We start from the raw sequence: 26,297 nt of genomic DNA, 5'->3' as shown, positions 1-26,297 counted from the left end.
GATTAGCTTATTAGCTTTCAAGATATTTTTGAAAGCTAATAAAATCAATTACAAGTACTTTAACATATCTTTAAAATATTGTAGAGGTAAGCAATATATTCTAAGAACGATAAGGGGGAGTTATCGGTAGGATAGTTTCGTGCGCCAAAGCCACTAGCCTATACTTATATATTTTGTCTCCTCTCATAAAAAAGACAAAACAAGAGTTTTTTGCGATGAATGTTTTTAAGAAATATGAAAGGATAAAAAATGAAACACATATTCCTACACTCGCTCTTTTTGCTCACATTATTAAATGCGAATAATCTTTTAAATGACTTCAGCAAATATCCTGCGCAAATATATCAAGGAAAACATAAAATCTCGCAAGACTACAAGTGTGCAAATACAGAATGTAGAGATATAAATGGTAAGTTAGTGGATTTAAAGATTAATTTTGCAGGTAAATATTCAATAATACCTCATAGTTGTGGCACTGGATGCAGATTTTATTCTTTATTGGATAAACAGAGCGGAAATGATGACTATATGATTCTAAGTAGATTTAACACAACACCTGATACAAATAATAAAGATAGTATTGATATTTTATTAAGTCAAAAGGATAGCAATCTTTTAATTGCGCAGTATGAATACCATAATGGCACTTGTAAGCAAGAGAAATTTATCTTTGATGGCAAAAAATTAAAATCTATAACAAAAGTTTTAGAATCTTGCAATGAGCAATGAAGATTTTGTTGAATTTTTATGATAAAGGATAAAATAGTGAAAATATTAAGTTTAATATTGCTATGTTGTATTTTATTAAATGCAAATAAAATCTCATCACAAATACAAAAAGAGATTCAAAACGACTTAATGACTATATCCACAGATGCAAAAAACAATCAATGCAGTATCTCTATTGATAATAAAATAATTTATCAAAGAACTTGCGAATTTGAATATAATCCAAGCTTGATTTTTTATGCAAGACTTCAAAATTGGAATGATGTTTGGGTGTTCCAAGATAATCCTATGGGAAATGCTTGTGATGGCGGTATTTTAAGAATCTTTGAGCGAAAAAATGGAGAAAAGGACATCTCATATCGTGGTGAACTTGATTTTTGCGGTGGCGCAAATCCTAGCTTTGAGCTAAAAGGAAATACCCTTAAAATTATTGATGAAAATAGCGGTAAATCGCATTATTTTCAAAAAGGTCAGTGAGATTTTAGAATCTAACTCAAAACCCAAAAAAGCGGAGGTTGAATGAATACGCTCAAGGTTTATAGCTCCAATCGCTCTTTAATGCAGCATTTAGATGAGGGTGTCTTGCTCTCTCCGCATATGATGATGAATGATTTTTTTACCCAAATTCTTATCATTAAGGGGTATAGGGCATTGCCTAAACAAATGCGTTTGCCTCTAGCTATGGAGATTCTAAAGAGTTGTGCGAGTGAGCTAAAAAGGGTAAATTTTATCTTTGAGGAGAGTTTTCTCGCCTTTTTAGAATCTTCGCAGTTTTTATTTGGCTTTTTTGATGAGATTTCTCAAGCGCAGGTGCAGATGAGCGAGATTCCATTGCTTGATACTTATGGGGACTATGAGGATCATCTCTATGTGCTTGAATGGGTGAAAAAACGCTATGTGGAACGTTTGGAGGAACTAAAATATTATGATGGACTAATCTTAGCACCAAACGCGCAAATAAGCATTAATGAAGCCTTTGTTCGTAGTTTTGAATCTATTGATATATACATTGAGGGCACTATGACAAAAGCCCACCTGCATTTACTCGCCCAAATCTCCCACTTAAGCTCGATAAGGGTGCATTTCTCCCTTGATGAATATAATGTGAATCTGCCATTTTTGCCAAAACATATTTTAGAGCAATGTGAGCCATTTTATCGATATAGCTTTGATTTTCACACAGGCAACTTACTTGATTCTAAGCCCCAAGCCATAAACGCACGAGTGAGTGCATATAGCTTTAATCTGCGTATATCGCAGGTTGCGCTTGTGTTTTATATGATAGAGCAGTGGCTCAAAGAGGGCGTAAAAGAGGAGGATATTGCCGTGATTGTGCCAAATGAAGATTTCACACGCTATCTCGCGCTTTTTGATAAAGCGCATAATCTTAATTTTGCTATGGGAAAGGACATAGGCAGTGCAGAGGCGTATAAAAAGCTTGAAAGTATGAGAGAAGCTTATAAAGATGAGCGTGTAGATGTGTCATATAATCGCGTGAGTGAGGAGATACAAGCCACCCTTAGTGTCTATGATGATAGAGCGAGTCAAAGGGTGCGGGAGTATGTTGGGGAGCTGCTTTTTATGTGGGAACATATTGGCATTAATAAATGTAATTTTGTAGAGATTATTGAGCTTTTGCTTAAGGAGCTAGAGGGGTGTAGTATTGATGATATATCGGGCGGAAAAATTCGCGTAATGGGTGTATTAGAATCTCGTGGTTTTGCGTGTGAGAGGGCTATTATCGTAGATTTTAATGACGATGTGATACCTAGTATTAGTCAAAACGACTTATTTTTGAACTCTGCGCTACGCAAAAAGCTTGATATGCCTACGATAAAAGATAAGGAGCAGCTGCAAAAGCATTATTATTGTGCGATTTTTAGCGCAGCAAGTGAAGTCGTGGTATCGTATGTAGAGAATGATGATAAACATAAGAGCCTTTTGCTCGATGAGTTAGGTGCGTATCTCAAAAGCCCAATACAAAGCTATAATGGTGATATGTATTTTGCACTTTTGGAGCAGGGGAGGAAGCTAGAGTATGTTGAAGATAAATTAAGCGGTGTGCTACCGCGTGAGCTAAGCCCAAGTAAGCTTAAGATTCTGCTTGAATGCCCAAGACGATATTTTTATCAATACAAGGAATATTTAAGCGATGTGGGGCAAGATAGCGCGATTTTTGGAAATATTTTACATCAATGTTTAGAATCTGTGTATAGTCCATATGTGGGTAAAAGGCAGATTTTAGATGTGCAAAAGTTAAGTCAAAGCGCAATGTCGCAGTTGCAAAATTGTATGGATTTTAATGATATAGGCGCGGTGGATAGGGCAAATATTGGACTTCTTATGCTTGAGCTTGATGAGTTTTTGCATACATATGAGGGAGGAGGGGAGGTTGAGATTCTATGCCTTGAAAAGTCTATGTTAGCGCAATATGGGGATTTTGTGTTTTCTGTGCGCCCGGATAGAATCCAAAAAAATGATGAGTGTATAGAAATCATCGACTACAAATATCGCTCACATTTCAAGGTAGAAAAAAGCGCGGAGAAAACAAGCGATTTTGCACTGCTGCTGTATAAACAAGCCTTTTTGCAAAACTATCCACAATATGCCTCTTTACCTATAAAACTGCTGTATTGGGATATAAAAGAATGCAAAAAAATAGAGGAGGAGAGCATAGCGGAGAAAGAAAGTGTGCTTTTAGAGAGACTACATTCTTTTAAAGGTGAAATTATGTTTGATAAGGCAGTAAAGCATTCTACTTGCAATTACTGCCCTTTCACGCAATTATGTGATAGATAGATTCTTGAATCTGTCTAAGCATTTGTTGGGAGTTATAGGGTTTGTTGTATTGTAATTTTGGCATTATACTCATTCCTTATTTATTCCATATTTTTGTAAAAGCTCTCGTATCTTTTCATAATTTGCTATTACTTTTAGCTTCTTTGAGCTTTTGGGTGGCTAACGCCTTATAATTTATCACTAGATTTGATTCTTCTAAATCTTCCAAAATAAGTTTATTATTAAGCAAAAATTCTACAACTAAAGGATTTAATCTTCTTGCAAGATATTGTCCAAATAACTTCCTTGTACTTCTTGATTGCTTATAATTTCATCTTTTCCAAGATAACTTAACATCTGCTTCAAACCAACCATATCACAAGCTCGTATCATATCCTTAAAAGCTCCATCTGTCTCTATAGTATAGTATTGATTAATTTGTGCATTATCTCCCCATTTATATGTTCCCCAAGTTTCTTGCCATTGCTGAAAAATAAAAGATTTCTCATTAGTATTACAAAAAGTATTAGCATAGGCATTAATGCCATTGTATATATAATAATTTTTTTCATTTTAATATCCTTTTGCCATAATATAATCTTTATATTGTTCTAGCATTATAAAAGCTCCCTTGATTGAAAGCTTGTGTATTTGAATCTTTAGTCTGCACTAGAATCCTTGTAATCTTCTAATTGAACAAGTTGGCGCAAAAGAGACAAAAGGCGCCCAAGATTTTCGTCCCTCCCAAATTAATACATCAATACCCTCTTTATTTTTTCTAACTTCTATAATCTTTTCTTCTAAACTTGAGTCCCCTAATCCCTCAACAATAATTCTTTTTTCTTCATCAAATAATATAATTTCATTGCCCACTATTGCATAATCCAATGATACAAAAAGAGGATTATTAGGATTATCATATACCAAATTTCCTCTCTTAAATTCATAAATTTGTCCTTGATTTTTATTATTTACTATAAGATATTTATTATCTAAAGAAAAATCAACTCTTGTGCATTTTTTATCTTTGTAATGCTCAAGTTCATATAAATTTTTGTTTAAATCAAATATATGCAGCTTTCCTCTATCACAGATTCCTAAATATTGCTTATCGTAAGAAATATTAAACGCTGCAGCTTCATTATCATTATATACTTGTATGATAGTGTTATTGGTTTTATTCTTTATTATGGTTTTTTCTTTATTTTTAGTAATTTCGTATTGATTTATTTGGATATTTCTTCCATTTTTAAAATATTGTTTCTTGTAATCTATTAAGCCTTTATTGCTTAGAATCTCCTCTTCATTTTTGACCGATTCTTTTATTATCTTGCTACATTGTATGATATCAAAACCTGATAGTTCTTGCATTTTTGCTCTGTTTGTTTCAAAGCTTGTATATATAGGCTTTGTGCAGGAGGCAAGCATTACGCACAAGAGTATAAGATAAAGAATCTTTAATACTCTCATTCACATTCTCCCAATTCGTAAGGTATAGGCAAGAATACCATAGCACCAAAATTATAATTAAGATATTCTGTTAAAGTATAATCCTTAAGGCTTTTCCCATCAATCTTTTCTACTTTTCTGTCTATTTCGCCCCAAGTTACTACTTTCTTGTGTAACGGCAGTATCATTTTTTATGTTTAAATCTATATCTTTTTCATTGCTTTGTGTTTTGGGATAATTTCCAACACGCAAGGATAAAAGCACCCAAAGCTAAAATTTCAAAGACCATACTGATTAAAGCGCTTTGCTTGAGCACCATAATATTATTCTTTAGCCCAAAATAAAACATTTGTAGAAGTGCTAAACTTTGCAAAATCGCTGAAACAAAGCAAAGTATTTTAAACATTTTATGCCTGCTGTTTTTTGTGCATTCTCTTATGAAAAAGGCATACACCACAACCATACAAACAAGCATAACCAAAGGACCATACTCAAAAAATGCAGCATTTTTAAACATAGACATGGCACTAAAAATAAAATTACTTATAAAATACAAAAAAATCAAAGCATAATTAAAAAGCAGATATAAAAAACCAAGAAACAAAATCCTATTATTTTGCAACTTCTTTGCAAAAAAGTTCAATGCCACTATCATTAAAGCAGCATAGATAAGATAGGAAATATTCACAACAATAGGCGTAAGGTGTGTATCATAAACAACAGAATCATACAAAAAGAGATAATGCGTATAATAAAGAGGATAGCCATAAACAAAAACATACACAATAAAGGCAAAAAATAGCATTATTTTGACCTTTTCAAAGCCTTTGGTATTTTCTATCTGCATTGATACTCCTTTTAACGCATTCATAGAAAGATTTCTCTTAATTATACAATATTTTTTCAAAACAAAATAGAGAGAATCTATGTGAGATGTTTCGCTTTTCCTCAACATGACACACACAAAAAAGTGGGGCGCAACACGACAAGGGCAATTGTCATGTCTTAGCCTAAGGCTAAGAATCTCATTTGGAATCTCACACATACTCCCCCATACACGCCAGCAAGGTAGCTAGAGAGATGTGTTAGCACATTGTCCCATTTTCCCATTTGGCTTTGTGTGAATCCCAGCAGATTCTCATACCACGAGGTATTTTGCCATTTTCATAGTATTGTTTCTTATAATCTATCAAGTCCTTATTACTCAAAATTTGTTCAGCATTTTTATACGGTTCTTGTTTTATCTTGCTACATTGTCCAAAGCTAAACCCTGATAGCATCTCCATTTTTGCTTTGCTTGTCTCAAAGCTTGTATATATAGGCTTTGTGCAGGAGGTAAGCATTACGCACAAAGGTATAAGATAAAATAGCATTAATGTTCTCATTCACACTCTCCTAACTCATAAGATATCAGTCTTATCAAGACAGCAATCAGGTGAATTTATCATTTTGTTATAATTATAAGATGAAAGATGAGGATAAACTTCTATCCAAATAGCGAAAAAGAACATTCCTATGAATATAGAAATAAAGCATATACCAGCTATATAAGCGTCTGCTAAATATTTCTCTTTTGTTTTGATAAAAATAATCCACAACAAAACACATTGTAAAATAAGTCCGATTAAATGTATTATAAAAGGAATCGAATCGTTTGTAATCCCAAATTTATCTTGTAGTAAAAAGATAATGGTAAAATTTGCAAGTGCTATGACAAAAGGTATGAGTAGTGTTATAAAAATAATCCCGAGTATTTTAAGTTTTCTTTTCATTATATGATTTTCCCATATCTTAAGGGTTTATATGATTGATTATATATTGATAATAACTTGAATAAAAATTGTCTTCCATAAGTGCAAATTTTCTCCCCGTTTTCAAAAGCTTCTAGGCTGATTTTCACCTCTTTTGTATTTTCCCACTGCACCTTGAGAGTTTTATAACCATAGATTTCACTTTCCTCATCATCAAGTGTTTGTGTGATATTTTCCATAGTCTTAATACTTTGTGGAAGATAATAGCCCTCTGAAAAACTATTTTTCATTTGCCTATAAGCTTGCGTGATATTTGTATCTGTAAAAGTCTTTTCTTCTTCTATTTGTGCGAATAGACTATGACAACAAAATAGAATAATGAATATGTAACGCATTGTCTCCCCTTTTTTATAGGATTGATTAAAATCCAGCCAAAGAGCGCAAAAAAGCCTCACGCAAAGCAATAAGAGAGTTAGATTCTAAACTCTCAAACCCATTTTGCTCTATATATTGACATAGCCATTGTATAAATTTTTCCTCAAGCTCATAATACGCGCTATCTCCTTGCCATTTTTTACCCTTACTTTTAGGCAAAGCACGAGTGCGTGCGCATTGTTCAACGATTTCACGCAAATCTTTCCACGCACGATAATATGCACCTTTATACTTAAACATAAAACCCGCACTATCTTCAAGCACATACCCTTCAATAAAGCCATTCTTCCGCTTACCTTGTGCAAATAAAGAATTAGATTCTAATGCGTTTTCACAATGTAGAAACTCGCTCACTTCTTCCCAGCAATGAAGTGTTATTTTGTGCTCTTTGCATATAAAGCCAAATTTGTTCCCAAGCGCACAGAGTTCTGCAAAAGGCAGTTTTGCATAATCAGGCGTGTTATAAATCGCATCAAGCAAAATAACTTGTGGCTTTTCATAAGCGATGATATGCGGGTCGTTTTGTGGGTGTATCACTTCAAATATAAGGCTAAGATTGCGCGTTTTAAGCTCTTCATAAAGTTCAGATTCAACTTCTTGTATAGAATCTTGTGCAGTTTTACGCAGAGATTCTGCAATAAGGTTACGCATTATATGTGCAAAAGGGCTTGTTGGGTCGGATTTTGATGTGATGAAAAGTTTGGATTCTAACTTTAGAGAATCATTTGCATTTTTAGCACTTACAATGCCTAAAAAGCCATTTTCTTTGACAAACACATTCAGTGGATAGGTCAATTTTTCCTTTAAAGCTTCATCACAAGTTTCTTCTCGCTCTTTGTAATTAAAAAATTTATCATAACTTCTTGCGCAAATGCGAAAATTATATGTATCAATAAATAAACCTCTAGCCTTGCAAGTAAGGCTATTCCATTGCTTAGAGAAAAATGCTTCTTTGGTGAAGTTAAAGCTTGAAAGCTCTCCAAACTCTCGCTCTTTGATGAGCACACTTGCACGAAGTTTTTGTAAAAGCGCAAAGATTGAGCGTGATTGGTGCAATGCGTTTAATTCTTGCGAGCCGTGTTTATTTTGCATATAGATTTGCGTAAAATTATCTGTATGCCTTATGACGCCCATAAGCGGACTTTGTGCCATAAGCTTAGAGTTTTGAGCTTTTGTAGCATAGCGATAAGGTAAAGGCGTTTTTGTCAATACCGCTATGCGTAATGCCCCGCCAAATTCCACACCACCTTCAAGTGCAAAATTTCGCTCATATACGCGCATAGGGTGCTTTTCTCTATTTCTATGTCCAAAAACTTGATAGGTATTACTAGCTGTGCTAAGAGCGAAGCTTTTTGCGCATTCTTGCATATCCTCATATCCACCGCTGCCATAAATAAGCTGTTTTGTAGCGACAAGCAAGAGATTATTTGGCAAAGTAGGAAGTCCTCCGTGCGTGCATAAGATGATTTTTTCATCAAAGGTATAATAAGCGCATTGACGCAGTTTAGAATAGAGCCTATGCGTGTCTTTTGAGCTTATACCTCCTTGTTCTAAATTTTTGAGCGTAAATGTGCTAAACTCATTTGCACCTAGCTCCTCTTTTCCCCACTTATATAACCAACGCTCGTGATTGCCCTCAAGTAGGCACACATTTGGTAAATCCATAATGCCTAGTAAAAATCGCACGACTTGAGCATTTTGCACACCTCTATCAATATAATCGCCTAAAAAAATATAATAGTTTTGGGGATTGAGGAACGAAGCGCATATTTGGGGAGCAAATTGCGACTGCTCCAAGATATGCAGCGCATCTTGAAGTGAGTATGGCGAAGAATGAGTATAGATAAGATAGTTTAAAAATGTCTCAAAGCAGCCGTGAATATCGCCTATATGGTGGATTTGAGTATAGGTATTGAGATTAATAGGATTAAAATGCAGCATACTTTGGCAAGTTTTATCTTGTAGCGGCGCAATTTCATCAGCTTTAAGAACAAGATAACGAGAGGGCAGGGTTAGAGAATCTTGCAGAGTTTTATACATAGATTCCAAAATATCTACGGGCACAGATTTATAACCTCTGTAAGCATTGCGCTGCAAAGCCACTTCTAGGGGAATATGGCTAAAATCTACGACTATTAGGCGATAGCGGTAAGCATTTGCGAGGGTTTCATAAGCGCGCAAGGCTTTTATACTCGTATGAGTTGCATCAATAATTGTAAAATCCCCTTGTTTAAGACGCATTTCAAGGAGAGTAAAAAGCAATTTCCACACTTGCTTATCATTTTGTTGGTTAATCCCTATCAATGCAAGAGAATCAAGCGTCTGCGATTTTGCAAACTCTGTAGATTCTAAATCAATGGCATTTTTGCTTTTGGGTAAAAGGACAGGCGAACTTGCCATAAGGCGCAGAGAATCAGCACTTAGGGTATATTCACTTAAACCCATATTTGCAATCCAAGTGCTTTTTCCACTTGCGGGGATTCCTCGCATAAGAACTAGAATGCGCATTTTGCTCCTTATACACAAACAATATTTAAGGTATTTGTCTTTGTATGCCTACTTTTTCTTGTAGCACTTTGATTTCCTTGCTCATTGCTGCTGTGGCACTGATTTGGTTAATCAGTATATAGATATTAATAAGGCTTAAAAGCAAAGTAATAAATACACAGAACAAAGCGATTTTCACCGCTCTTTTTGCAATTTTTTGTGATTCTTCTTCTGTTTTCATAAAATCCTCCTTGTGAATTTGTGAATAATGATAGCAAAAAACATTGCGAGCGAGAGTAATACAACTATACACGCTCCTACGCTGATATTATACCAATAAGCTACAAAAAACCCTAACCACATAAAGATTAGTGAAATAAGCCACGAGAGCCACATCATCGCCCGTAGTGAGTGAGTGAAAAGATTTGCGATGTAGGCAGGGATTGAAAGGATAGCAAGCACCAAAATTAGTCCTGCAACATTCATTGAAATCACAACCCCAATAGCAATACATACAAAAATAAGAGTTGTCCAAAGATTGATATTCATACCCTTAAGCGCACAAAATTCACTATCATAAAATAAGTTTAAAATCTTGTAGTAATAGAGTGAAACAAATATGATGATAAAAATATCAAAAATCGCCATAGCTATGATTTCATCAAAGCCCACAGCGAGTATCGAGCCAAAGAGATAGCTTGAAATATCATTACTATACCCGGGCGTTAAATCAATAAGAATCACACCTATTGCCATACCAAAAGCCCAACTTGCGCCTACATACGCATCAAGTCGTTGTCTTTGGTATAAAAATGCATAAGATAAAAATAATGCCATAATCACGCCAAAAAGCATTGCTCCAAGCATTGTGCTAAATCCACAAAAAAGTGCTAATCCCACACCACCAAATGCGCTATGTGCCACACCTCCAGCGACAAAGACATTTTTGTTTGCCACAATCATTGAGCCGATTATTCCACTGCAAATACTTACTAAAAAGGACACAAGAAGTGCCAACCACACGAAATTATACGAGAATAAATCAGCCATTTACACCTTCTTTGTTTCGTGCTTGAGTCGTTTTAGCAAAGAAATTAAGAATATCCACCTCGCAAATATGCTCATTCAAGTCAAAATCGAGCTTTGGAATCTGATGAATGAGTGTATATCTATTGATATACAGCACTTCTTTTGCATAGCCTAGTGTAATGGATAAATCGTGGCTTACAACGATGATACTTAGCTTATTGTTTAGCTCTAATAAAAGCTTATAAATTTCATCTTGCGCTTTGACATCGACATTTGCGGTTGGCTCATCAAGGATTAAGAGTTTAGGCTTATTCACAAGGGCGCGAGCAATAAAGACTTTTTGACGCTCACCACCAGAAAGTGCATAGATAGGTTTTTTGGCAAGATGAGTGATACTAAGTAATTCCATCAAATATGCTATTTCCTCAATTTGCTTAGAGCTAGGTCTGTTAAAAATATGATTGAGTAATCCCATTTGAATGACATCTTCCACGCATATAGGAAAGTCTATGTTTGTATTTGTAATTTGAGGCACATAGCCAATCTTTGCCACATTCATATCTTGTGCAAAAGTAATGCTGCCACTTTTTGGCTTTAAAAGCCCAAGTATAAGCTTGATGAAAGTCGTCTTTCCTCCACCATTTGGTCCAATAACCGCCCAAAAATTATTTTCTTTTACACAAAAGGAGACATTTTCTAACACATTATGCTTTGTGTAGGCAAAGGACACATCTTTGATTTCTACAAGTTTCATAGCTCGTCCTTGAAATATGCCTGCACGCAGGATTTACTTTGTGTAGATGAAAGAGAAAATGCCACCTGACAAGCAATTTCTTGCAGGGATAAAAGCCAATCTTGACGCAACACATCAAGCTCGATAATGTTTAAATCAAGCTCATTTGCAAAACTTTTTGCACGTGATTTTGCAAATTCGGGCTGAATAAAAATAGACGCAATTTTTTGTTTTTTTGCCTCTTGTATGAGTGCGCTTAAATCCCTACCTTTAAGCTCTTTGCCCTCATTTTCAAGGCTTAATTCTTTTATGTGAAATTCCTCGCTCCAATACTTAAGTGCTGGGTGATAAATAATAAAGCTTTTTTGTGCTGTATCGAGGCTAAAAATATGTGCAGTGCGCTTTTGTATGGAGTGGAGTTTAGATTCTAAAAGCTTAGCATTTTGCATAAAAAATGCCGTTTGTTCCTTGTTGATTTTGCTTAAAGTTTGTGCGATAATTTGAGTATGTAAAATCGAAGCTTTGAGAGAGAGCCAAATATGCGGATTATGTGTGTGTTTATGCGCTGTGTGTTGAGATTCTGTATTTTTAGAATCCACAAATGGATCCGCTAGATTATAATAAATAAGCGAGGGATTAGTATTTTTAAATCGCTTAAGCCAAGCAGATTCAAAAGGCATTCCAACACCAAAAAAAATATGAGAATCTTCAATATGTCTCATTTGTGCAATACTTGGCTCATATATTTCGGGCGATTTGCCCGCAGGCACAAGCACCTCTACTTTAACATATTCGCCCCCAATGCGTTCAATCATTTCTTTTTGTGGTAGCACACTCACAAGCACTTTAATAGGCGAGATTTCTTTAGCAAACATACTCATAATACACAAGCATAGAGTTATGATAATTTTCATTTATGCCCTTTGATTTGTGCTGCAAGCTGCGAAAGGTCAGACATAGCTTGGATTCTATCAATGAGTAAGGGAGATTTTGCAAAAAATCCATTATGCTCATCTCCTGCATACAAAGAAGTAATGACAACTCCACCAAGCATATTTTCATAGTGCTTACCCGTAGTTACACTCCACGCACTATGTGCGACAATGGCTTTGCCTTGATATTCTCCAATATAGAGCATAATATGTCCTTGTAGCCAAAGAATACTTTGAAAAGGTGTAGCATTGGCTATAATAAAGGCTTCTTTCTCCTTGCGATTAAGTTTGCTTAAATCAATTTGATTTTTACCATAATAGACTTGAGCCTTAGAATTTCGCGGGAGATGTAAGCCAAATTGGGCGAAAATATCGCGAATAAAGGCTGAACAATCACGACTTTCTAAGAATCCGCCCCAGCCATATTTTTGTCCCATCATTGCATTAATTGTTGAGGCGATAGCCTGAGAATCTAATTTCTGTGGGAAAGATTGGATTTTGTCATTTGCAATATAGATATGCTCTCTTTGAGCTTTGCCATTTGGCAAACGCACATAGATTGCAATGCCAACGCTTTGTTTAAGCTGTGCGCCATACACAGGAAAAATTTGTCCAATACGCGCTTGTGAGGTAAAGTGTTTATGAGAATCAAATAAAGGAATCTTATCAATAGTAGGGCTTACATAGTGTGCGTAGCCTTGTATTTCTTTTACCTGCTCTTGAGTGAGTGTAGCAAGATGTTGAGATTCTATCCAGCCATAAACAAAACTAGATTGAATATGCACCCAAGATTTATCTTTGCTCATATGTGTGATAAGCACAGGTGTGCCTGCGAAAATAAGGGAATTTTGCCATCTATCAAATGGATAGCCATTTGGCTTATTAAATAGGGGTTTGTTTGTAGGCACTGCACGCACTGAAGTTGTAGTGGTAATAATGGCATTTTGATTTTGGTTTGGATAAGAGTTAAGATTCATAGAATCTATAAGTTCTTTTGCTTCTTGCGAGCTTATTTCTTGGAGATTTTCACCATAGTTTTTTATTTTGCCTTTGCCTGTGGCGATATTTTGGAGTGAGGGGAGAATCCAAAACACTTCATTTTTCTTTGGATTTGGCTTTTGCTGCCAAGGGGAAAAATATTTTTGCAAATAATCTTTTTTAAAGGACAAAAGAGTCTTATCATCGTGTTTAGATTTTATCTCTTTATTTGTGGGAAGATAAAAAAGTGCGTCTTGAGGAAAGCTTTGTAAATCTTTGACTTGAGCACTTGGGATAATTTTGTCTGCACAAGCATTCAAACCCAAAGCAAAAAAAATAGCAAATATGATTTGGCAGAATTTCATTTACAGCTTCCTCTGCTGAAAAATATGAATAAGATTTAAGATAGCGCTCTCATCATAGCCAATAATGAGATTTTCATCACTTGTAATAATGGGGCGTTTAAGCAGCATTGGCGTGGCAAAAAGCGTATCAACTTGTATTTGAAGTGTAGAATCTAAGATTGTGTCAGTAATTTTTCCATCTTTTTTGAGATTTTTATAAGTTGTGCCTTTGGTATTAAGCACGATTTTTATGCTTTTTTGCTTAATCCATAGGGCGAGTTGTTCTTTGGTGGGTGTGTGGGTTTTTAAATCTATAAAAGTAAAGGGAATTGAATGTTTTTCAAGGAGTGTTATTGCTTTTTTGACACTTCCGCAAGTTTTGATGCCATAGAGTGAGATTGCCATAATTTATCCTTTCTATTCTTTTGTAGAGGGAGTATTATGAGGAGATTCTATCATAGGATAATGTATAGAGAGTAGATTATACACGCAAAGATATATCATTTGATATATACGCTCAAAACCCTCCATATCCTTATAAGTATAAGGGTCAGGAATATCCGCTCCTTTTAATCCAAATTCGCCAAGCTTTTTGACTTTTGCCTTATCAAAACCAAGTGCAAGCAAATCAGCATAATTGCTCTTATCAAGGGCGATAATCAAATCAAATTTTTCATCAGCATACGCACTTACGCGTCTCCCGCGTAAATCATCAATGCTAAATCCGTGTTCTTTAGCTATATAACGTGAGCCAGCACAGGGTTGCTCATCAATATGCCACCCGCTTGTCCCTGCAGAATCTATTTCTATATTAAGGTTATGTTGCTGTGCTATGTGTCGCGCTATACCTTGAGCTAAGGGTGAACGGCAAATATTGCCCAAACACACAAAAAGTATGCTCTGAATTGTAGAATCTTTCATAATACTGCCTTTGCATTGATAAAAAGATGAGTAGGTTTTGTAGCGTGGAGAATAAAATGTAGGGGCGATTGATTGGGGTGAGATTGATGAGTTTGAAATAAAGGTTGGCTAAATTCAAAAATGGCAAAATCTACATTTTTACCCTCGCTTAATGTGCCATTATTTAGCCCCAAAGTCTTTGCTCCATAGAGTGTGGCACTTAAAATCAATGATTTTGCAAGGGCAAGTATATCCTCTTGCGGATATGCATAAAGACTTGTGCGTAATTCATCAAGGAGATTGACATTATTATTCGAGCTTTTGCCATCTGTGCCAAGTGCAAGAGGGATTTTTTTATTTCGTAGAAGGGAGCGTGTGAAGAAAGCATTGTTTAAAAGGCGATTACTACGAGGGCAGGTAATGATAGAAGCTTGCAGAGATTCTATCATTTTTGCCTCTTCTTCCTTTATATAGAGGCAGTGTGTAAGTGAGAGTGGAGTGTCTCTAAGGGGGGAGAGCATATCTAAAAAACTTTGGGGTGAGTAAAAGCTTTGAGGATTCTCAATTTTAAAGAATCTTTGAAAAAATGTTTTAAAATATCCGCTATTTTGGGTAAGCCATTCTCGCTCGTGTGCGGATTCTAAAAAATGTGCTGAAAGGGGCAGTTTATCTTTGGTGGCTATGTCTATGAGTTTTTGTGCCATTATAGGGTGGAGTGAATAGGGTGAATGCAAGGCTATTGCTGGTATGAAAGTAGGGCTATGGAGAGATTTTGCACGTTCAAGACGCTCTAATATGTGAGCATAGAGAAAATCAATAGCACTTGGATTACTTCCTATGGCTTCATTAAAATACACTACACGTAAGGGACTTGAAGCAAGTGCGTTCATATCATTGCCATAGCTGCTTATCGCCCCTACACTTCCTACACCTGCATTTATTTGCTCATTTATGCCTTGTGTAAGCATAGATTCAAAATACGCATCTTCAATATTTAAGACTTCATCGCGCGAATCCATTAAGCTGTCAAGCCAAGTGCCAAAATCTCCATAACAAAATTGTGCTAAATGCGCACCAAATTCAAAATGTATATGAGCATTAATGAGTGCAGGAAGAAGAATGCCTTGAGAAAAAAAATGTGTTTTTGCATTAGGAAATTGTGAGCATAATGTATCGTATTCGCCTACAGCTAATATTTTATCCACATTTTCTTCAAAAGCAATCGCGCCATTATGCATAATAGAAAAATGTTTATCACATATAAATGCTTCTCTTGCCCCCCAAATATGCAACATTAGTTAGCCTTAGGAGCTTGTGCAATATTTATATCAAGTTTATTGTAAGGAATCTCAATGCCATTTTTATCAAGGTTTGTTTTGATAGATTCTAAAACTTTGCTTTGTGTATTTAGCACGCCATATTCAAGTTTCACCCAGAAACGAAGTGTAAAATTTAAAGAGCTTGCGCCAAGCTCAGTTAAGCCAATGAAATATTGCTGCTGCAAATCAACTTCAGGGGTGGATTGGAGCACTTCAATAATGATATTTTTTACAGATTCTATATCGCTTTCATACCCTACGCCAATGATAAGCTCAATGCGGCGTTGGTCGTTATAGGTAGTATTAATAATATTTGCAGTTGCCATATTGCTATTAGGAATAATGGCAAATTTTCCATCACTTAAGCGGAGATTGGTTGTAAAAAGATTGATAGCTTCAACATTACCAATCAAGCCACTCACTTCAATTAAATCTCCTTTTTTAAATGGGCGCAGAATAATAAGCACAATGCCGCTTGCAACTGATGAGAGAGAATCTTTAAGTCCCAGCGCAATCGCTACCCCTGCAGTGCCTAGCACAGCGATGATAGAGTTTGTTTGCACACCGATAGTGCCAAGTGCTGCGATAATCATCACAACAAGCAAAAGGACAAAAATCACTTGCCCAATGAATCGCGCAAGTATTTCATCTTGTTTTGCAATAGCTTTACGGATTTTGTTTGCTACAAAACGCGAGAGATAATAACCAATAATGAGGATAAGCGCAGCTTTTAAAAATCCAATGCTAAGCTGTTGTATTTGAGGAATAAAGTCTATGAAATAATGTTTGAGTTCTTGCATTATAGCTCCTTTGTATGAGGTGAGTAGAGTGTTTCGTTGCTTAAAAATGCTTCAATTTTACCATAAAGATTATGTTGATGATAAGGTGAGAAAATATCATTTACTTTGTAGTGCGTATGGGGATTAAATACAAATAATTGAGCAATTTTGCCCTCTTGTAAAGCACCTTTATTTAGGTTTAGAATCTGCGCAGGCGTGTAACTTGTAAGTTGTGAAATAAGCGGAAGCGAAATATTATAAGCCTTGTGCAAATATGTATAGAGCAAAGAAAAATATATCTCAAGCGCATCTACGCCAAAACTTGCTAATTCAAAAACTTGGTCTTTTTTAGAGTTAAAATCCGCACATTGAAGACTTGTGAGCGTATTAATATGTCCATTTTGTAGCATTTCAATAAGTTTGTCTTGAGCATTTTTATCTACAAGTGGTGGGTTGAGCTTGGCTGCAGTATTGTAGTTTTCGCATAAAATTTCATTAAGGATTAAATGGTGTATTGAAGTTTGTGTGAAAAAATCAGCCTGTATGGGCGATAGATTCTCTTTAAAAGTTCGCAGTATGTCAAAGCTACGCGGATATACAAGTGTATCAAAAATAATTTTTATTGGCATATTTCTAAACATTTCAGCAATTTTAGCAACCTCTTTAGTTTGGCTGTATGCAGGTATAGAAGGAAGTCCAAGCGAAGCACTCAAAATTCCTTCATTCATTACGCCATCAGCCACAGACGAATCTTGACAAAAGCATATCAGTGGAATATCAAGCATTTGAGCGTATTGTGCAGTTTTCATCAAAATATGAGCATCTGTATCACTTCGTGCAAAGATTGCACATCCACCGCTATTATGCAAAGTGCTAATATCGCTTAATCTCCCCTCATTATTGAGTGGATTAATTGAGGGGAGTAGGTGAATAGGAGATTGTGTATTAAGGCTTTTAATAAGCTCAATAGAGCCATTTTCACTACAAGATGGAGTTGTGTGTGGGTAGAGCAAAATGCTTCCCACCCCTCCTTTAAGAGCTTTTTTTGCAAGCGAGAGGAGATTCTTGCGTGAGAGAGAAAGGCTTTTTGGCGCAACATTAAGGTCAATCATTGCAGGAAAGAGAAGCTTACCTTCTGCATCAAGTATTTTTTCATTAGGAAGTGGAGTAAGCGAACCAATCGCTGTGATGATTCCGTTTTCTGTGCGTAAATCACCCTCTCTTACGCCTTGATAATCACAAAGTGTTGCATTTTTGAAAAGCATTGTTTCCTCCTTAGAAACTCTATGGTATTAAAAAGTTGGTTTTTTGCATTATGATGAGTAGCCCGATGAAAACGAGCAACAAGCCTGAAATCACCTCCACGATGCGTAAAAATGGAGTGAGTTTTTTAAGAATCCTAAGTGCGCTTTGCACGAAGATTGCCACGAGTAAAAAGGCTAATCCTAATCCAGAACAATAACACAGCATAAGCCAAAGTGCGTGAGTTGGATTCAAAAGTGAGAGAGTAAGAATTGAGGTAAGAATAGGACCTACGCAAGGACTCCAGCCGATACTAAAGCCTATGCCAAGCACAAATGGCGCAAAAAAGCCAAAACGCGTATGATTGAGCTGAATATTTGCACTTTTATATAAGAGGGCAAATCGAAAGGGGAATAAAAAGTGGATTCCAAAAAGAATAATAATGCCTCCAGCAATATAGCGCACAAATGGGTGAGAGAAAAACGTGCTAAGTGTGCTTGAGGTAAAAAGTGCGAGTGCAATAAAAACAAGTGAGAATCCAGCGATAAAAAGCAATGCAGTGTAAATAATGCGCCATTTATGAAATTTGCCTCTATCCTCTAAATACTTGATTTCCACGCCAGAGATATATGAGATGTATGGGGGGAGGAGGGGCAGAATGCAAGGGCTTAAAAATGTAAGAATACCAGCGATAAAGCTCGCCCCAAAAGGCATAGATTCATAAAATGATATGAGCGCGTCATCAAAAATCACTGCTATCCTTTGCTTGAGTAGAGAGGCATTATATCTAAGCCACGATAATATTTTCACAAAATACACAAAAAAGCATAATTTTGTTATATAATTTGAACCTTTTATTTTTATCGCAATATGTGAAATACGGGAAAAGGATAGCATTGTTATGGATAAGATGAATAAAAATAACGCACAAGATTCTAAAAATTTGCAAGATTTAAACGTGCAAGAGACGGAGCAAAAAGACGAAAAGAGTTTTGAATCTTTCAAGCTAAAAGACTTTGTGTTAAAGGGCATCAAAGAGGCAGGATTCACTACGCCTAGTCCGGTGCAAGAGCAAAGCATACCAATTGTTTTGCGGGGTAAGGATTTAGTAGCACAGGCACAAACAGGCACGGGTAAGACGGCGGCGTTTGCTATTCCTATTTTGAATGCGCTAAGTCATAGTAAAGATGTTGAAGCACTTATTATCACGCCCACGAGGGAGCTTGCTATGCAAATTAGTGAGGAGATTCTAAAGCTTGGGCGATTTGGGCGGATTAAAACCATTTGTATGTATGGCGGACAAAGTATCAAGCGACAATGTGAGTTACTCGAAAAAAAACCCAAAGTGATGATAGCTACACCCGGAAGACTGCTAGACCATCTCAAAAATGGCAGAATCCCCAACTTTATGCCTAAGATTGTCGTGCTTGATGAAAGTGATGAAATGCTTGATATGGGTTTCTTGGAGGATATTGAGGAGATTTTGACATTCTTACCAAATACGCGCCAGACTTTGCTTTTTTCAGCAACTATGCCAGAGCCGATTAAGGCACTCGCTATGCGGATTTTAGATGAACCGGCTTTTGTGAAAATTACACCAACAGATATTACAAATAAGGATATTGAGCAACAATACTATATTATTAATGAGTATGAGCGCGATGATGCGATTGTGCGCTTAATGGACACACAAAATCCTACAAAGAGTATTATTTTCACGCGTATGAAAAAGGAGGCAGATGCGCTCTCGCAAAGACTTACAAGTCGTGGGTTCAAAGTCGCTACATTACACGGAGATATGGAGCAGTGGGAGAGACGCGAGAGTATGAAAGCTTTTAAAGAAAAGCGCATTGAAATTCTTGTCGCTACCGATGTAGCTTCGCGTGGGTTGGATATTAGCGATGTAAGCCACGTGTTTAACTACCATATTCCCTTAAATCCCGAAAGCTATGTGCATCGTATCGGGCGAACCGGGCGCGCAGGAAAGAAAGGCGTGGCTATCACCCTTGCTACACCGCTTGAATACAAGGATTTGAGTAATATCAAACAAATCACAAAAGCAGAGCTGACATTGTGTGAAATTGAGCAAGAATATAGTGATGATGCGTTTTCACAAGAGCTTTCACAGATAAAAATTAGCGATAAATCATTGATGATTTATGAAAAGCTCAAGGATAAAATAGACACGACACAGCTTTGTTTGAAGCTTATTTCTCTGCATTTGGAGAAAAATACCAATGCAAAAATAGGATTTAGTAAAGAGCAGGTTGCAGGGTTGCAGCTGCAAAATGAATCACATTCACATAAAAAATCAAAACCCAATAATAAAAGAGCGCAAAATGCAAAAGGACAAAGGCAAAAAACACACAATAACAAGGACAATAAGGGCGGTAAAGGTGGAGGCAAAAAGCAACGATACGATGATATTGATAGAAGCCAACCCTATACAAGCAGTATTTGGGGATAAAGTGCGAGTATTTAAGAGACTTACGCCACTTATGATGGGTTTTTGCCTTTATGCACAAGGACTTGACTTCTCCACCGCGCCAATTTTGAGTGATAATAGCACCTTTGGGGCAGTGAGTATTGGTGGGGTACAAACCACGATTACGCACCAAAGCGGGGAAATGCAGAATTTTAAAGACTATAAGGATACACGCAATGCGGTTATTTTTGGGCTAAAGCGTGGTTTTATGTTTTTAGATTCAAAAACGCTTTTGCTGAATGCGTGGATTGACGGACGAGCCGGGCAGGAAAAGAAAAATGGACTTTATGCGTTTTCTTTGGGGGCACAAGTGGGGTATAGATTTTTTAATGGGCGTATGATAGGACTGATTGGCGGTGGCTTTGAGATGAGTAATCTCGCTACCCCCGAGCCCAAGGAGCAGTATAATATCTATGGTGGCGTAGCTCGAGCAGAGCTATTTTTTGACATAGCAAAAGGCTATGGGCTAAGTGTAGGCTATACGCAGGGCTTTAATTATCGCAGCAAAAAGCTTATTAACGAGCGTTTTGATACTTCAAGCATTATGATAAGTATAAGCTATTATGATTTTAGTATATAGTTATTCTTAAGACACTTTTAAAGCAATGCTTTGCGATTAATTTTATCGTGGCAAGGATATACCTTGCCACTGAAATAACTCTAAAATTAAGATTCTAAAAACAAATTTTACACAGCAGATTCTAGAATCCGCTGTGTAAAACCTTACTTTAGCTTTCTTAAAACTTTTAAAATCCATTCTGCAATATTTGTAATTTGTTTTTTTGTAAATTGGCAATTTTTGAAAAGCTTATTTCCAAAAGCTATCTTTTTCTTAAGGAAATCCAATGCCTATAAACATTGCCAAAAGAGCGATAAAGTTTGCTTACAAGCATAGTCCAATGTTTCTCAAAACAACAACGCGCAAACTTACCAATGTTGATGGATTCTATACGCAAAAATTCCAAAATCACATCAATTCTATCATCAATCTTAGCACACCAATCACAGACAAGGCTTTGCAAAAGCAGATTCTCAAACATTACTTACAGATTGTAGAAATTGAAATTGCAAGTTTTTGTAATCGCACTTGCTGGTTTTGTCCAAATTCGCACATTGATAGGAAAAGCGCAAGCATTCAACTGCCCGAACAAACATTTCTTAAAATCATTGAGAATCTTGCTGAAATTGATTATGATAAATCCCTTAATTTTCATAGATTTAACGAGCCATTAGCCAATCGTGAGCTGATACTTAAGCGCGTAACACAAGCACGAAAACTTTTGCCAAAGGCGAAATTTACGATTTTCACAAATGGTGACTATGCGCAAAGAGAGTATTTTGAAGCATTACAAGATGCGGGAGTAAATAATATATTGATGTCATATTATTATGGCAAAAATCAAAGCTTTGATAAGCAAAAAGTGATTATCCCAGCAATGAAAAAAATGTCTCATAAACTTGGGTTACCTTATGAAGTTATAAATGACACTATGCAAGAATATCGTGTGCGTTTTTGTTTATCAAATCTCAACATTGAATATCGCACTTGGAATCCACAAATAATAGGAAAATCACGGGGAGGGAGTGTGGAGCTATTGAAGCAAAAAAGGATTATAGATTCTGGCTGTTTTCATACGGCAATGAGATTTTATGTGGATTATAATGGTTTGGTAATGCCTTGTTGTAATACACGAAGTGATGAGCCACTTCATAAAGATTTTATACTTGGAGATTGCAATACGCAGGATTTATTTGAAATATTTTTTGCTCAAAAATCTAGCATTTTACGCAGAGAATTATTCTCTAATGATTATTGCGCACATTCTTTTTATGCAGATTCTATTTCCAAAATCTGCTCTGACTGCACTGATAGGGAAAGGGAATCATTTTTTAATCTCTAAAACTTTTTCCGCTTTAAATCTCTACTTTGATAAGAAAATAGAGCGAGATAATTTTGGGCTTATATTTCCACACGGGTTTTGCATTTAAGGCACTCACGCACTTGTTTTTTGCGGTATTCACGCTCACACATCGCCCCACCACAAGCCTCGCATTTTTGCGCGATAGGTTGAAATTTTGATATAAAGGTGCATTTAGGATAATTCTTACAGCCAAAAAACGCTCCTCTGCGGCTAAATCGCTGCACGATTTCCCCTCCGCATTCCGGACAAGTCACGCCCTCTACGCTTTTTGGAGCAGCTTTATTTTGCAGCGACTTTGTGTTTTTGCATTTTGGATAGCCACTACACGCGATAAATTCGCCATTTCTGCCGTGCTTTTTCACCATTGGTTTGCCACATTTTTCGCACACGCCAAAATCTTCAGGGCTTGAATCCGCGTCATTTTCCGCTGATTCTTGAGGTTTAATGTATTTGCATTTTGGATAGCCACTACACGCGACAAACATACCATATCGGCTTTGCCTTTGCACAAGCTCCTTGCCACATTGCGGACACATTTCGCCTGTGGGGAGTGCGACTTTTTGGGAGGCAATATCTTTTTTGCCAGATTCTATTTTTTTCATAAATGGCTCATAAAAATCCCAAAGCATAACCTCCCAATCAATCTTTTTTTGGGCTATATCATCAAGCTTATCTTCAAGTCCCGCGCTAAAATGTGAATCTACAATCTCATTAAAATGCGCCTCAAGCATACTTGTTACCTTAAAGGCACTCTCTTGTGGCACGAGCTGCTTTTTCTCTACATTGACATATTCTCGCGCTACGAGCAGGGCGATTGTAGGTGCATAGGTGCTAGGACGCCCAATGCCTAAAGATTCCATACTTTTAATAATACTCGCCTCGCTGTATCGTGCTGGGGCTTCGGTGGATTTCTTTGTTGAAGTGAGTTTTTTTAACACAACATCTTCGCCCTCCGTGCAAGGCGGCAAAAGCTTATCTTTATCATCGCTACCTAGAATCTTATAAAACCCATCGAAGACAAGTCGCCGCCCACTTGCTTTAAACTCTATTTTCTTTTTACCTTTTGCCGCAAAGATAATGCTTTGAGTTTCAAACTCCGCATCTTGGCTTTGAGAGGCAAGGAAGCGATTGTAAATAAGCGTATAAAGCTTAATCTCATCGGGCTTCAAGAAGCCTTTGGCAAGTTCTGGTGTGAAGTCAAGATTGGTCGGGCGTATGGCTTCGTGCGCCTCTTGTGCAGATTTTGACTTAGTCGTGTAGTTTTTAGGTTTAGGAGGCAGATATGTTTTACCATATTTTTGGGTAATGAGCTTTCGCGCAGCCTCTTGAGCCTCTTTAGCAATATTAAGGCTATCTGTCCGCATATATGTGATAATCCCCATAGTCCCAAAGCTTGTATTCACGCCCTCATAGAGCCTTTGAGCGATACTCATCGTGCGGCTTGGCGAGTAGCCGAGCAAACTTGAAGCACTTTGCTGCAGTGTGGAAGTCATAAATGGCGGGGGCGTGGGGGATTTTTTGGCTTTTTTGCTAATTTCTTGGATATAGAATTGCTCACTTTGAATCTGTGTAAGCATTTCTTCTACTTTCTTAGAATCTTGCAAAGAGAGCTTTTCTAGCTTTTTCTCATAAGTGATAAGTTCGGATTCTATACCATTGCACTCCGCGCTTACCACATAATAAATCGTAGGCTTAAAGGCTTGAATCTCACGCTCTCTATCAACAAGAATCTTCAATGCCGCGCTCTGCACGCGCCCAGCTGATAGTCCCCGCTGAATCTTAGACGCCATAAGTTGTGAGAGCTTAAAGCCTACGATTCTATCAAGCAATCGCCGCGCTTGTTGCGCATTGACTTTATCCATATCAATGACGCGAGGATTCTCTAAAGAATGGGTAATGGCATTTTTTGTAATCTCGTGAAATACGATTCGTGGAAACTCATCATAAGGGCGATTGAGGGCTTGAGTGATGTGATAGCCTATCGCCTCTCCCTCTCTATCCTCATCGGTTGCGATATATGTAGTCTTTGCCTTTTTACTTGCATTCTGAATCTTCTCTACAATCTCTTTATGGTCTTTGTCTATATTGTATTGAGGCTGGAAGTGCTGCTCTTCAACTACTATGCCAAAGCTATGCTTTGGTAAGTCGCGTATATGCCCCTTAGAGGCTATCACTTCATATTTGTTTCCTAAAAAATTTTTGATTGTTTTTGCTTTTGCTGGTGATTCTACGATGATTAAATCTTTCATATTTACCCTTTTTAACCGCTTCTCTTTGTTTTTAAAAGTTTAGCACAGATTCTAAATATATCATTCATATTTTGCGCCATTTTTGCGGGTATTTAAATAAGTAAGTGCGTGTATAAAAAATGGAATATCTTTTGCTTTATCGGCACAAACGAAATAAAGTTTAGCAAAGGATGCAAAATGAGTTTTAGGATAAACACAAACATCTCCGCCCTTACTGCCCACACCATTGGTGTGCAAAACAATAGAAGCCTCCATAATTCGCTTGAAAAGTTAAGCTCGGGCTTACGACTGAATAAAGCTGCCGATGATGCCTCTGGTATGGCAATTGCTGATAGTTTGAGAAGCCAAAGCGAAGGTTTGGGACAGGCTGTGAGAAATGCCAATGACGCTATTGGTATTATACAAGTTGCCGATAAAGCAATGGACGAGCAGCTTAAAATCTTAGATACGATTAAGACAAAGGCAATTCAAGCAGCGCAAGACGGGCAAAGCACCGAGACAAGAAAGGCTTTGCAGAGTGATATTATCCGCCTTTTAGAAGAACTTGATAATATTGCTAATACCACAAGCTACAACGGACAACAAATGCTTTCTGGTGCATTTTCTAATAAAGAATTTCAAATCGGTGCGTATTCAAATACCACGGTGAAAGCTTCTATTGGTCCTACAAGCTCGGATAAAATCGGGCACGTGCGTATGGAAAGCGGCTCATTTGCTGGTGAGGGTATGCTTGCTTCTGGCGCGGCTTCAAACCTTACAGAGGTGATGTTGAAGTTTCGTCAAGTCGATGGAAAGCACGATTATGACACTGAAACCGTTAAAATTTCTACATCTGCGGGAACAGGTATTGGTGTTCTAACCGAAGTAATTAATAAATACTCCGATACACTTGGGGTGCGTGCGGCGTGGCAAGTTATGGCGACAGGCGATGTGCCGGTGCTTTCTGGAACGGTGAGGGGCTTGGTGATAAATGGCGTAACTATTGGGAATGTCAATGATGTGCGCAAAAACGACTCCGATGGACGCTTGCTTAATGCGATTAATACCATTAAGGAACGCACAGGGGTTGAAGCCTACACTGATATTACAGGGCGTATGAATGTAAGAAGTTTAGATGGACGCGCTATTTCTATCCAAACAGAGGGTGATAGCGGCAAAGTGTTTGGTGGCGGAAACTTTGCGGGGATTTCAGGGACTGAACACGCTATTATTGGGCGTTTAACGCTTATTCGCACAGACGCAAGAGATATTATTGTGAGTGGTGTGAATTTTAGCCACATTGGTTTCCACTCTTCACAAGGTATTGCTGAATATACTGCAAATCTCCGCTATGTTCGTGGCGAAATGGATGCTAATATAGCCTCTGCTTGTGGAGCTAACCCAAATGTCGCTCAAGCCAATCTTCACTTTGATGGTATTGGTGCTGGGGTTACAAGCCTTAGAGGTGCTATGGTGGTTATGGATATGGCAGAATCTGCACGGATTCAGCTTGACAAACTTCGTGCAGACCTTGGTTCGGCACAAATGCAGCTTGTCGCTACAATCAACAATGTCTCCGTTACACAAGTTAATGTCAAAGCTGCTGAATCTCAAATCCGCGATGTGGATTTCGCCGCAGAATCAGCGACATTCTCTAAGCATAATGTTTTGGCACAAAGCGGTAGCTTTGCAATGGCACAAGCAAATGCCGTGCAACAAAATGTGCTTAGACTACTTCAATAAGCAAAGTGCTTAAGTCTAGTTGCATAAAGTTTGT

General features: G+C 37.1%; 27 protein-coding genes. 7 read left to right on the top strand and 20 right to left on the bottom strand.

The features are described from left to right. Window positions 1–249: 249 nt before the first annotated feature. Genes BN2458_RS05145 through BN2458_RS05135 form a run of 3 tightly spaced genes read left to right on the top strand, consistent with a single transcriptional unit; the run spans window position 250 to window position 3,528 of the window. Entirely contained in the window at window positions 250–729 is a 480-nt protein-coding gene (locus tag BN2458_RS05145; protein WP_034343724.1) for a hypothetical protein, read from the top strand. 36 nt (window positions 730–765) lie between these two features. Next, window positions 766–1,206, top strand: a complete 441-nt coding sequence (locus BN2458_RS05140; protein WP_034325666.1) for a hypothetical protein — start codon at window positions 766–768, stop codon at window positions 1,204–1,206. A gap of 42 nt (window positions 1,207–1,248) precedes the next feature. Next, window positions 1,249–3,528 (top strand): PD-(D/E)XK nuclease family protein, encoded by a 2,280-nt coding sequence (locus tag BN2458_RS05135; protein WP_034343722.1) that lies wholly within the window; start codon window positions 1,249–1,251, stop codon window positions 3,526–3,528. 249 nt (window positions 3,529–3,777) lie between these two features. On the opposite strand, the gene BN2458_RS10570 is transcribed toward BN2458_RS05135, so the two are convergent. From BN2458_RS10570 to BN2458_RS05045, 19 genes are all read right to left on the bottom strand, one after another. Further along, window positions 3,778–3,900, bottom strand: coding sequence for a hypothetical protein (locus tag BN2458_RS10570; protein WP_268902963.1), 123 nt, complete (start codon window positions 3,898–3,900; stop codon window positions 3,778–3,780). Between the two features lie 276 nt (window positions 3,901–4,176). Next, window positions 4,177–4,977 carry a hypothetical protein gene (locus tag BN2458_RS05130; RefSeq protein WP_034343720.1) on the bottom strand — a complete coding sequence of 267 codons (801 nt, stop codon included), beginning with the start codon at window positions 4,975–4,977 and terminating at the stop codon, window positions 4,177–4,179. Further along, window positions 4,974–5,144 (bottom strand): hypothetical protein, encoded by a 171-nt coding sequence (locus BN2458_RS05125; protein ID WP_231944730.1) that lies wholly within the window; start codon window positions 5,142–5,144, stop codon window positions 4,974–4,976. The genes BN2458_RS05130 and BN2458_RS05125 overlap by 4 nt, the downstream gene beginning before the upstream one ends. Before the next feature lie 26 nt (window positions 5,145–5,170). Then, window positions 5,171–5,803: a hypothetical protein gene (locus BN2458_RS05120; protein ID WP_138109578.1), complete on the bottom strand. Its 633-nt coding sequence runs from the start codon at window positions 5,801–5,803 to the stop codon at window positions 5,171–5,173. A gap of 238 nt (window positions 5,804–6,041) precedes the next feature. After that, on the bottom strand, window positions 6,042–6,341 hold the full coding sequence (locus tag BN2458_RS05115; protein ID WP_034325676.1) for a hypothetical protein: 300 nt from the start codon (window positions 6,339–6,341) through the stop codon (window positions 6,042–6,044). Window positions 6,342–6,356: 15 nt separating this feature from the next. Continuing rightward, a complete protein-coding gene (locus tag BN2458_RS05110) occupies window positions 6,357–6,728 on the bottom strand; it encodes a hypothetical protein (RefSeq protein WP_034325678.1) in 372 nt (123 codons plus the stop codon). Next, window positions 6,728–7,102 (bottom strand): hypothetical protein, encoded by a 375-nt coding sequence (locus tag BN2458_RS10145; protein WP_175576933.1) that lies wholly within the window; start codon window positions 7,100–7,102, stop codon window positions 6,728–6,730. The genes BN2458_RS05110 and BN2458_RS10145 overlap by 1 nt, the downstream gene beginning before the upstream one ends. Window positions 7,103–7,127: 25 nt before the next feature. Next, complete coding sequence (locus BN2458_RS05100; protein ID WP_034343718.1) at window positions 7,128–9,650, bottom strand: RNA ligase; 2,523 nt, start codon at window positions 9,648–9,650, stop codon at window positions 7,128–7,130. A gap of 25 nt (window positions 9,651–9,675) precedes the next feature. Beyond that, complete coding sequence (locus tag BN2458_RS05095) at window positions 9,676–9,870, bottom strand: DUF5408 family protein (RefSeq protein WP_034325682.1); 195 nt, start codon at window positions 9,868–9,870, stop codon at window positions 9,676–9,678. Beyond that, the gene (locus BN2458_RS05090) at window positions 9,867–10,679 is read right to left on the bottom strand and encodes a metal ABC transporter permease (protein WP_034325685.1); all 813 of its coding nucleotides are present in this window, start codon (window positions 10,677–10,679) and stop codon (window positions 9,867–9,869) included. Before BN2458_RS05090 ends, BN2458_RS05095 begins: the two co-directional genes overlap by 4 nt. Then, window positions 10,672–11,412, bottom strand: coding sequence for a metal ABC transporter ATP-binding protein (locus BN2458_RS05085; RefSeq protein ID WP_052082206.1), 741 nt, complete (start codon window positions 11,410–11,412; stop codon window positions 10,672–10,674). Before BN2458_RS05085 ends, BN2458_RS05090 begins: the two co-directional genes overlap by 8 nt. After that, window positions 11,409–12,305, bottom strand: a complete 897-nt coding sequence (locus tag BN2458_RS05080; protein WP_034343717.1) for a metal ABC transporter solute-binding protein, Zn/Mn family — start codon at window positions 12,303–12,305, stop codon at window positions 11,409–11,411. Before BN2458_RS05080 ends, BN2458_RS05085 begins: the two co-directional genes overlap by 4 nt. Beyond that, a complete protein-coding gene (locus tag BN2458_RS05075) occupies window positions 12,302–13,666 on the bottom strand; it encodes an NlpC/P60 family N-terminal domain-containing protein (protein WP_034343716.1) in 1,365 nt (454 codons plus the stop codon). The genes BN2458_RS05080 and BN2458_RS05075 overlap by 4 nt, the downstream gene beginning before the upstream one ends. Beyond that, window positions 13,667–14,050 carry an arsenate reductase family protein gene (locus tag BN2458_RS05070; RefSeq protein WP_034325691.1) on the bottom strand — a complete coding sequence of 128 codons (384 nt, stop codon included), beginning with the start codon at window positions 14,048–14,050 and terminating at the stop codon, window positions 13,667–13,669. Between the two features lie 12 nt (window positions 14,051–14,062). Continuing rightward, window positions 14,063–14,566, bottom strand: coding sequence for a low molecular weight protein-tyrosine-phosphatase (locus BN2458_RS05065; RefSeq protein ID WP_034325693.1), 504 nt, complete (start codon window positions 14,564–14,566; stop codon window positions 14,063–14,065). After that, window positions 14,563–15,840 carry an aminofutalosine deaminase family hydrolase gene (gene mqnF, locus BN2458_RS05060; protein ID WP_034325696.1) on the bottom strand — a complete coding sequence of 426 codons (1,278 nt, stop codon included), beginning with the start codon at window positions 15,838–15,840 and terminating at the stop codon, window positions 14,563–14,565. Before mqnF ends, BN2458_RS05065 begins: the two co-directional genes overlap by 4 nt. Beyond that, complete coding sequence (mscS, locus tag BN2458_RS05055; protein WP_034325697.1) at window positions 15,840–16,664, bottom strand: small-conductance mechanosensitive channel MscS; 825 nt, start codon at window positions 16,662–16,664, stop codon at window positions 15,840–15,842. Before mscS ends, mqnF begins: the two co-directional genes overlap by 1 nt. Next, window positions 16,664–17,908 (bottom strand): metal-dependent hydrolase, encoded by a 1,245-nt coding sequence (locus BN2458_RS05050; RefSeq protein WP_034343714.1) that lies wholly within the window; start codon window positions 17,906–17,908, stop codon window positions 16,664–16,666. The genes mscS and BN2458_RS05050 overlap by 1 nt, the downstream gene beginning before the upstream one ends. Before the next feature lie 19 nt (window positions 17,909–17,927). After that, window positions 17,928–18,638, bottom strand: a complete 711-nt coding sequence (locus BN2458_RS05045; RefSeq protein WP_231944729.1) for a cytochrome c biogenesis CcdA family protein — start codon at window positions 18,636–18,638, stop codon at window positions 17,928–17,930. Window positions 18,639–18,795: 157 nt separating this feature from the next. Here BN2458_RS05045 and BN2458_RS05040 point away from each other — a divergent pair, with 157 nt between their 5' ends. The 3 genes from BN2458_RS05040 to BN2458_RS05030 all read left to right on the top strand — a co-directional run bounded on the left by BN2458_RS05040 (window position 18,796) and on the right by BN2458_RS05030 (window position 22,271). Further along, window positions 18,796–20,352 (top strand): DEAD/DEAH box helicase, encoded by a 1,557-nt coding sequence (locus tag BN2458_RS05040; protein ID WP_064504577.1) that lies wholly within the window; start codon window positions 18,796–18,798, stop codon window positions 20,350–20,352. Next, window positions 20,282–20,950 carry a hypothetical protein gene (locus tag BN2458_RS05035; protein WP_231944728.1) on the top strand — a complete coding sequence of 223 codons (669 nt, stop codon included), beginning with the start codon at window positions 20,282–20,284 and terminating at the stop codon, window positions 20,948–20,950. Before BN2458_RS05040 ends, BN2458_RS05035 begins: the two co-directional genes overlap by 71 nt. A gap of 265 nt (window positions 20,951–21,215) precedes the next feature. After that, entirely contained in the window at window positions 21,216–22,271 is a 1,056-nt protein-coding gene (locus BN2458_RS05030; protein WP_173644077.1) for a radical SAM/SPASM domain-containing protein, read from the top strand. 59 nt (window positions 22,272–22,330) lie between these two features. Here BN2458_RS05030 and topA read toward each other — a convergent pair whose 3' ends face one another. Continuing rightward, entirely contained in the window at window positions 22,331–24,541 is a 2,211-nt protein-coding gene (topA, locus tag BN2458_RS05025; RefSeq protein WP_034343711.1) for a type I DNA topoisomerase, read from the bottom strand. A gap of 177 nt (window positions 24,542–24,718) precedes the next feature. Here topA and BN2458_RS05020 point away from each other — a divergent pair, with 177 nt between their 5' ends. Next, on the top strand, window positions 24,719–26,263 hold the full coding sequence (locus BN2458_RS05020) for a flagellin B (protein ID WP_034325704.1): 1,545 nt from the start codon (window positions 24,719–24,721) through the stop codon (window positions 26,261–26,263). Window positions 26,264–26,297: the final 34 nt, after the last annotated feature.

It is taken from the genome of Helicobacter typhlonius, from assembly GCF_001460635.1.
In the GTDB taxonomy this organism is placed as follows: Bacteria; Campylobacterota; Campylobacteria; order Campylobacterales; family Helicobacteraceae; genus Helicobacter_C; species Helicobacter_C typhlonius.
The sequence above is the reverse complement of the archived record's forward strand: the minus strand, read 5'-3'. Positions and strand labels throughout refer to the sequence as shown.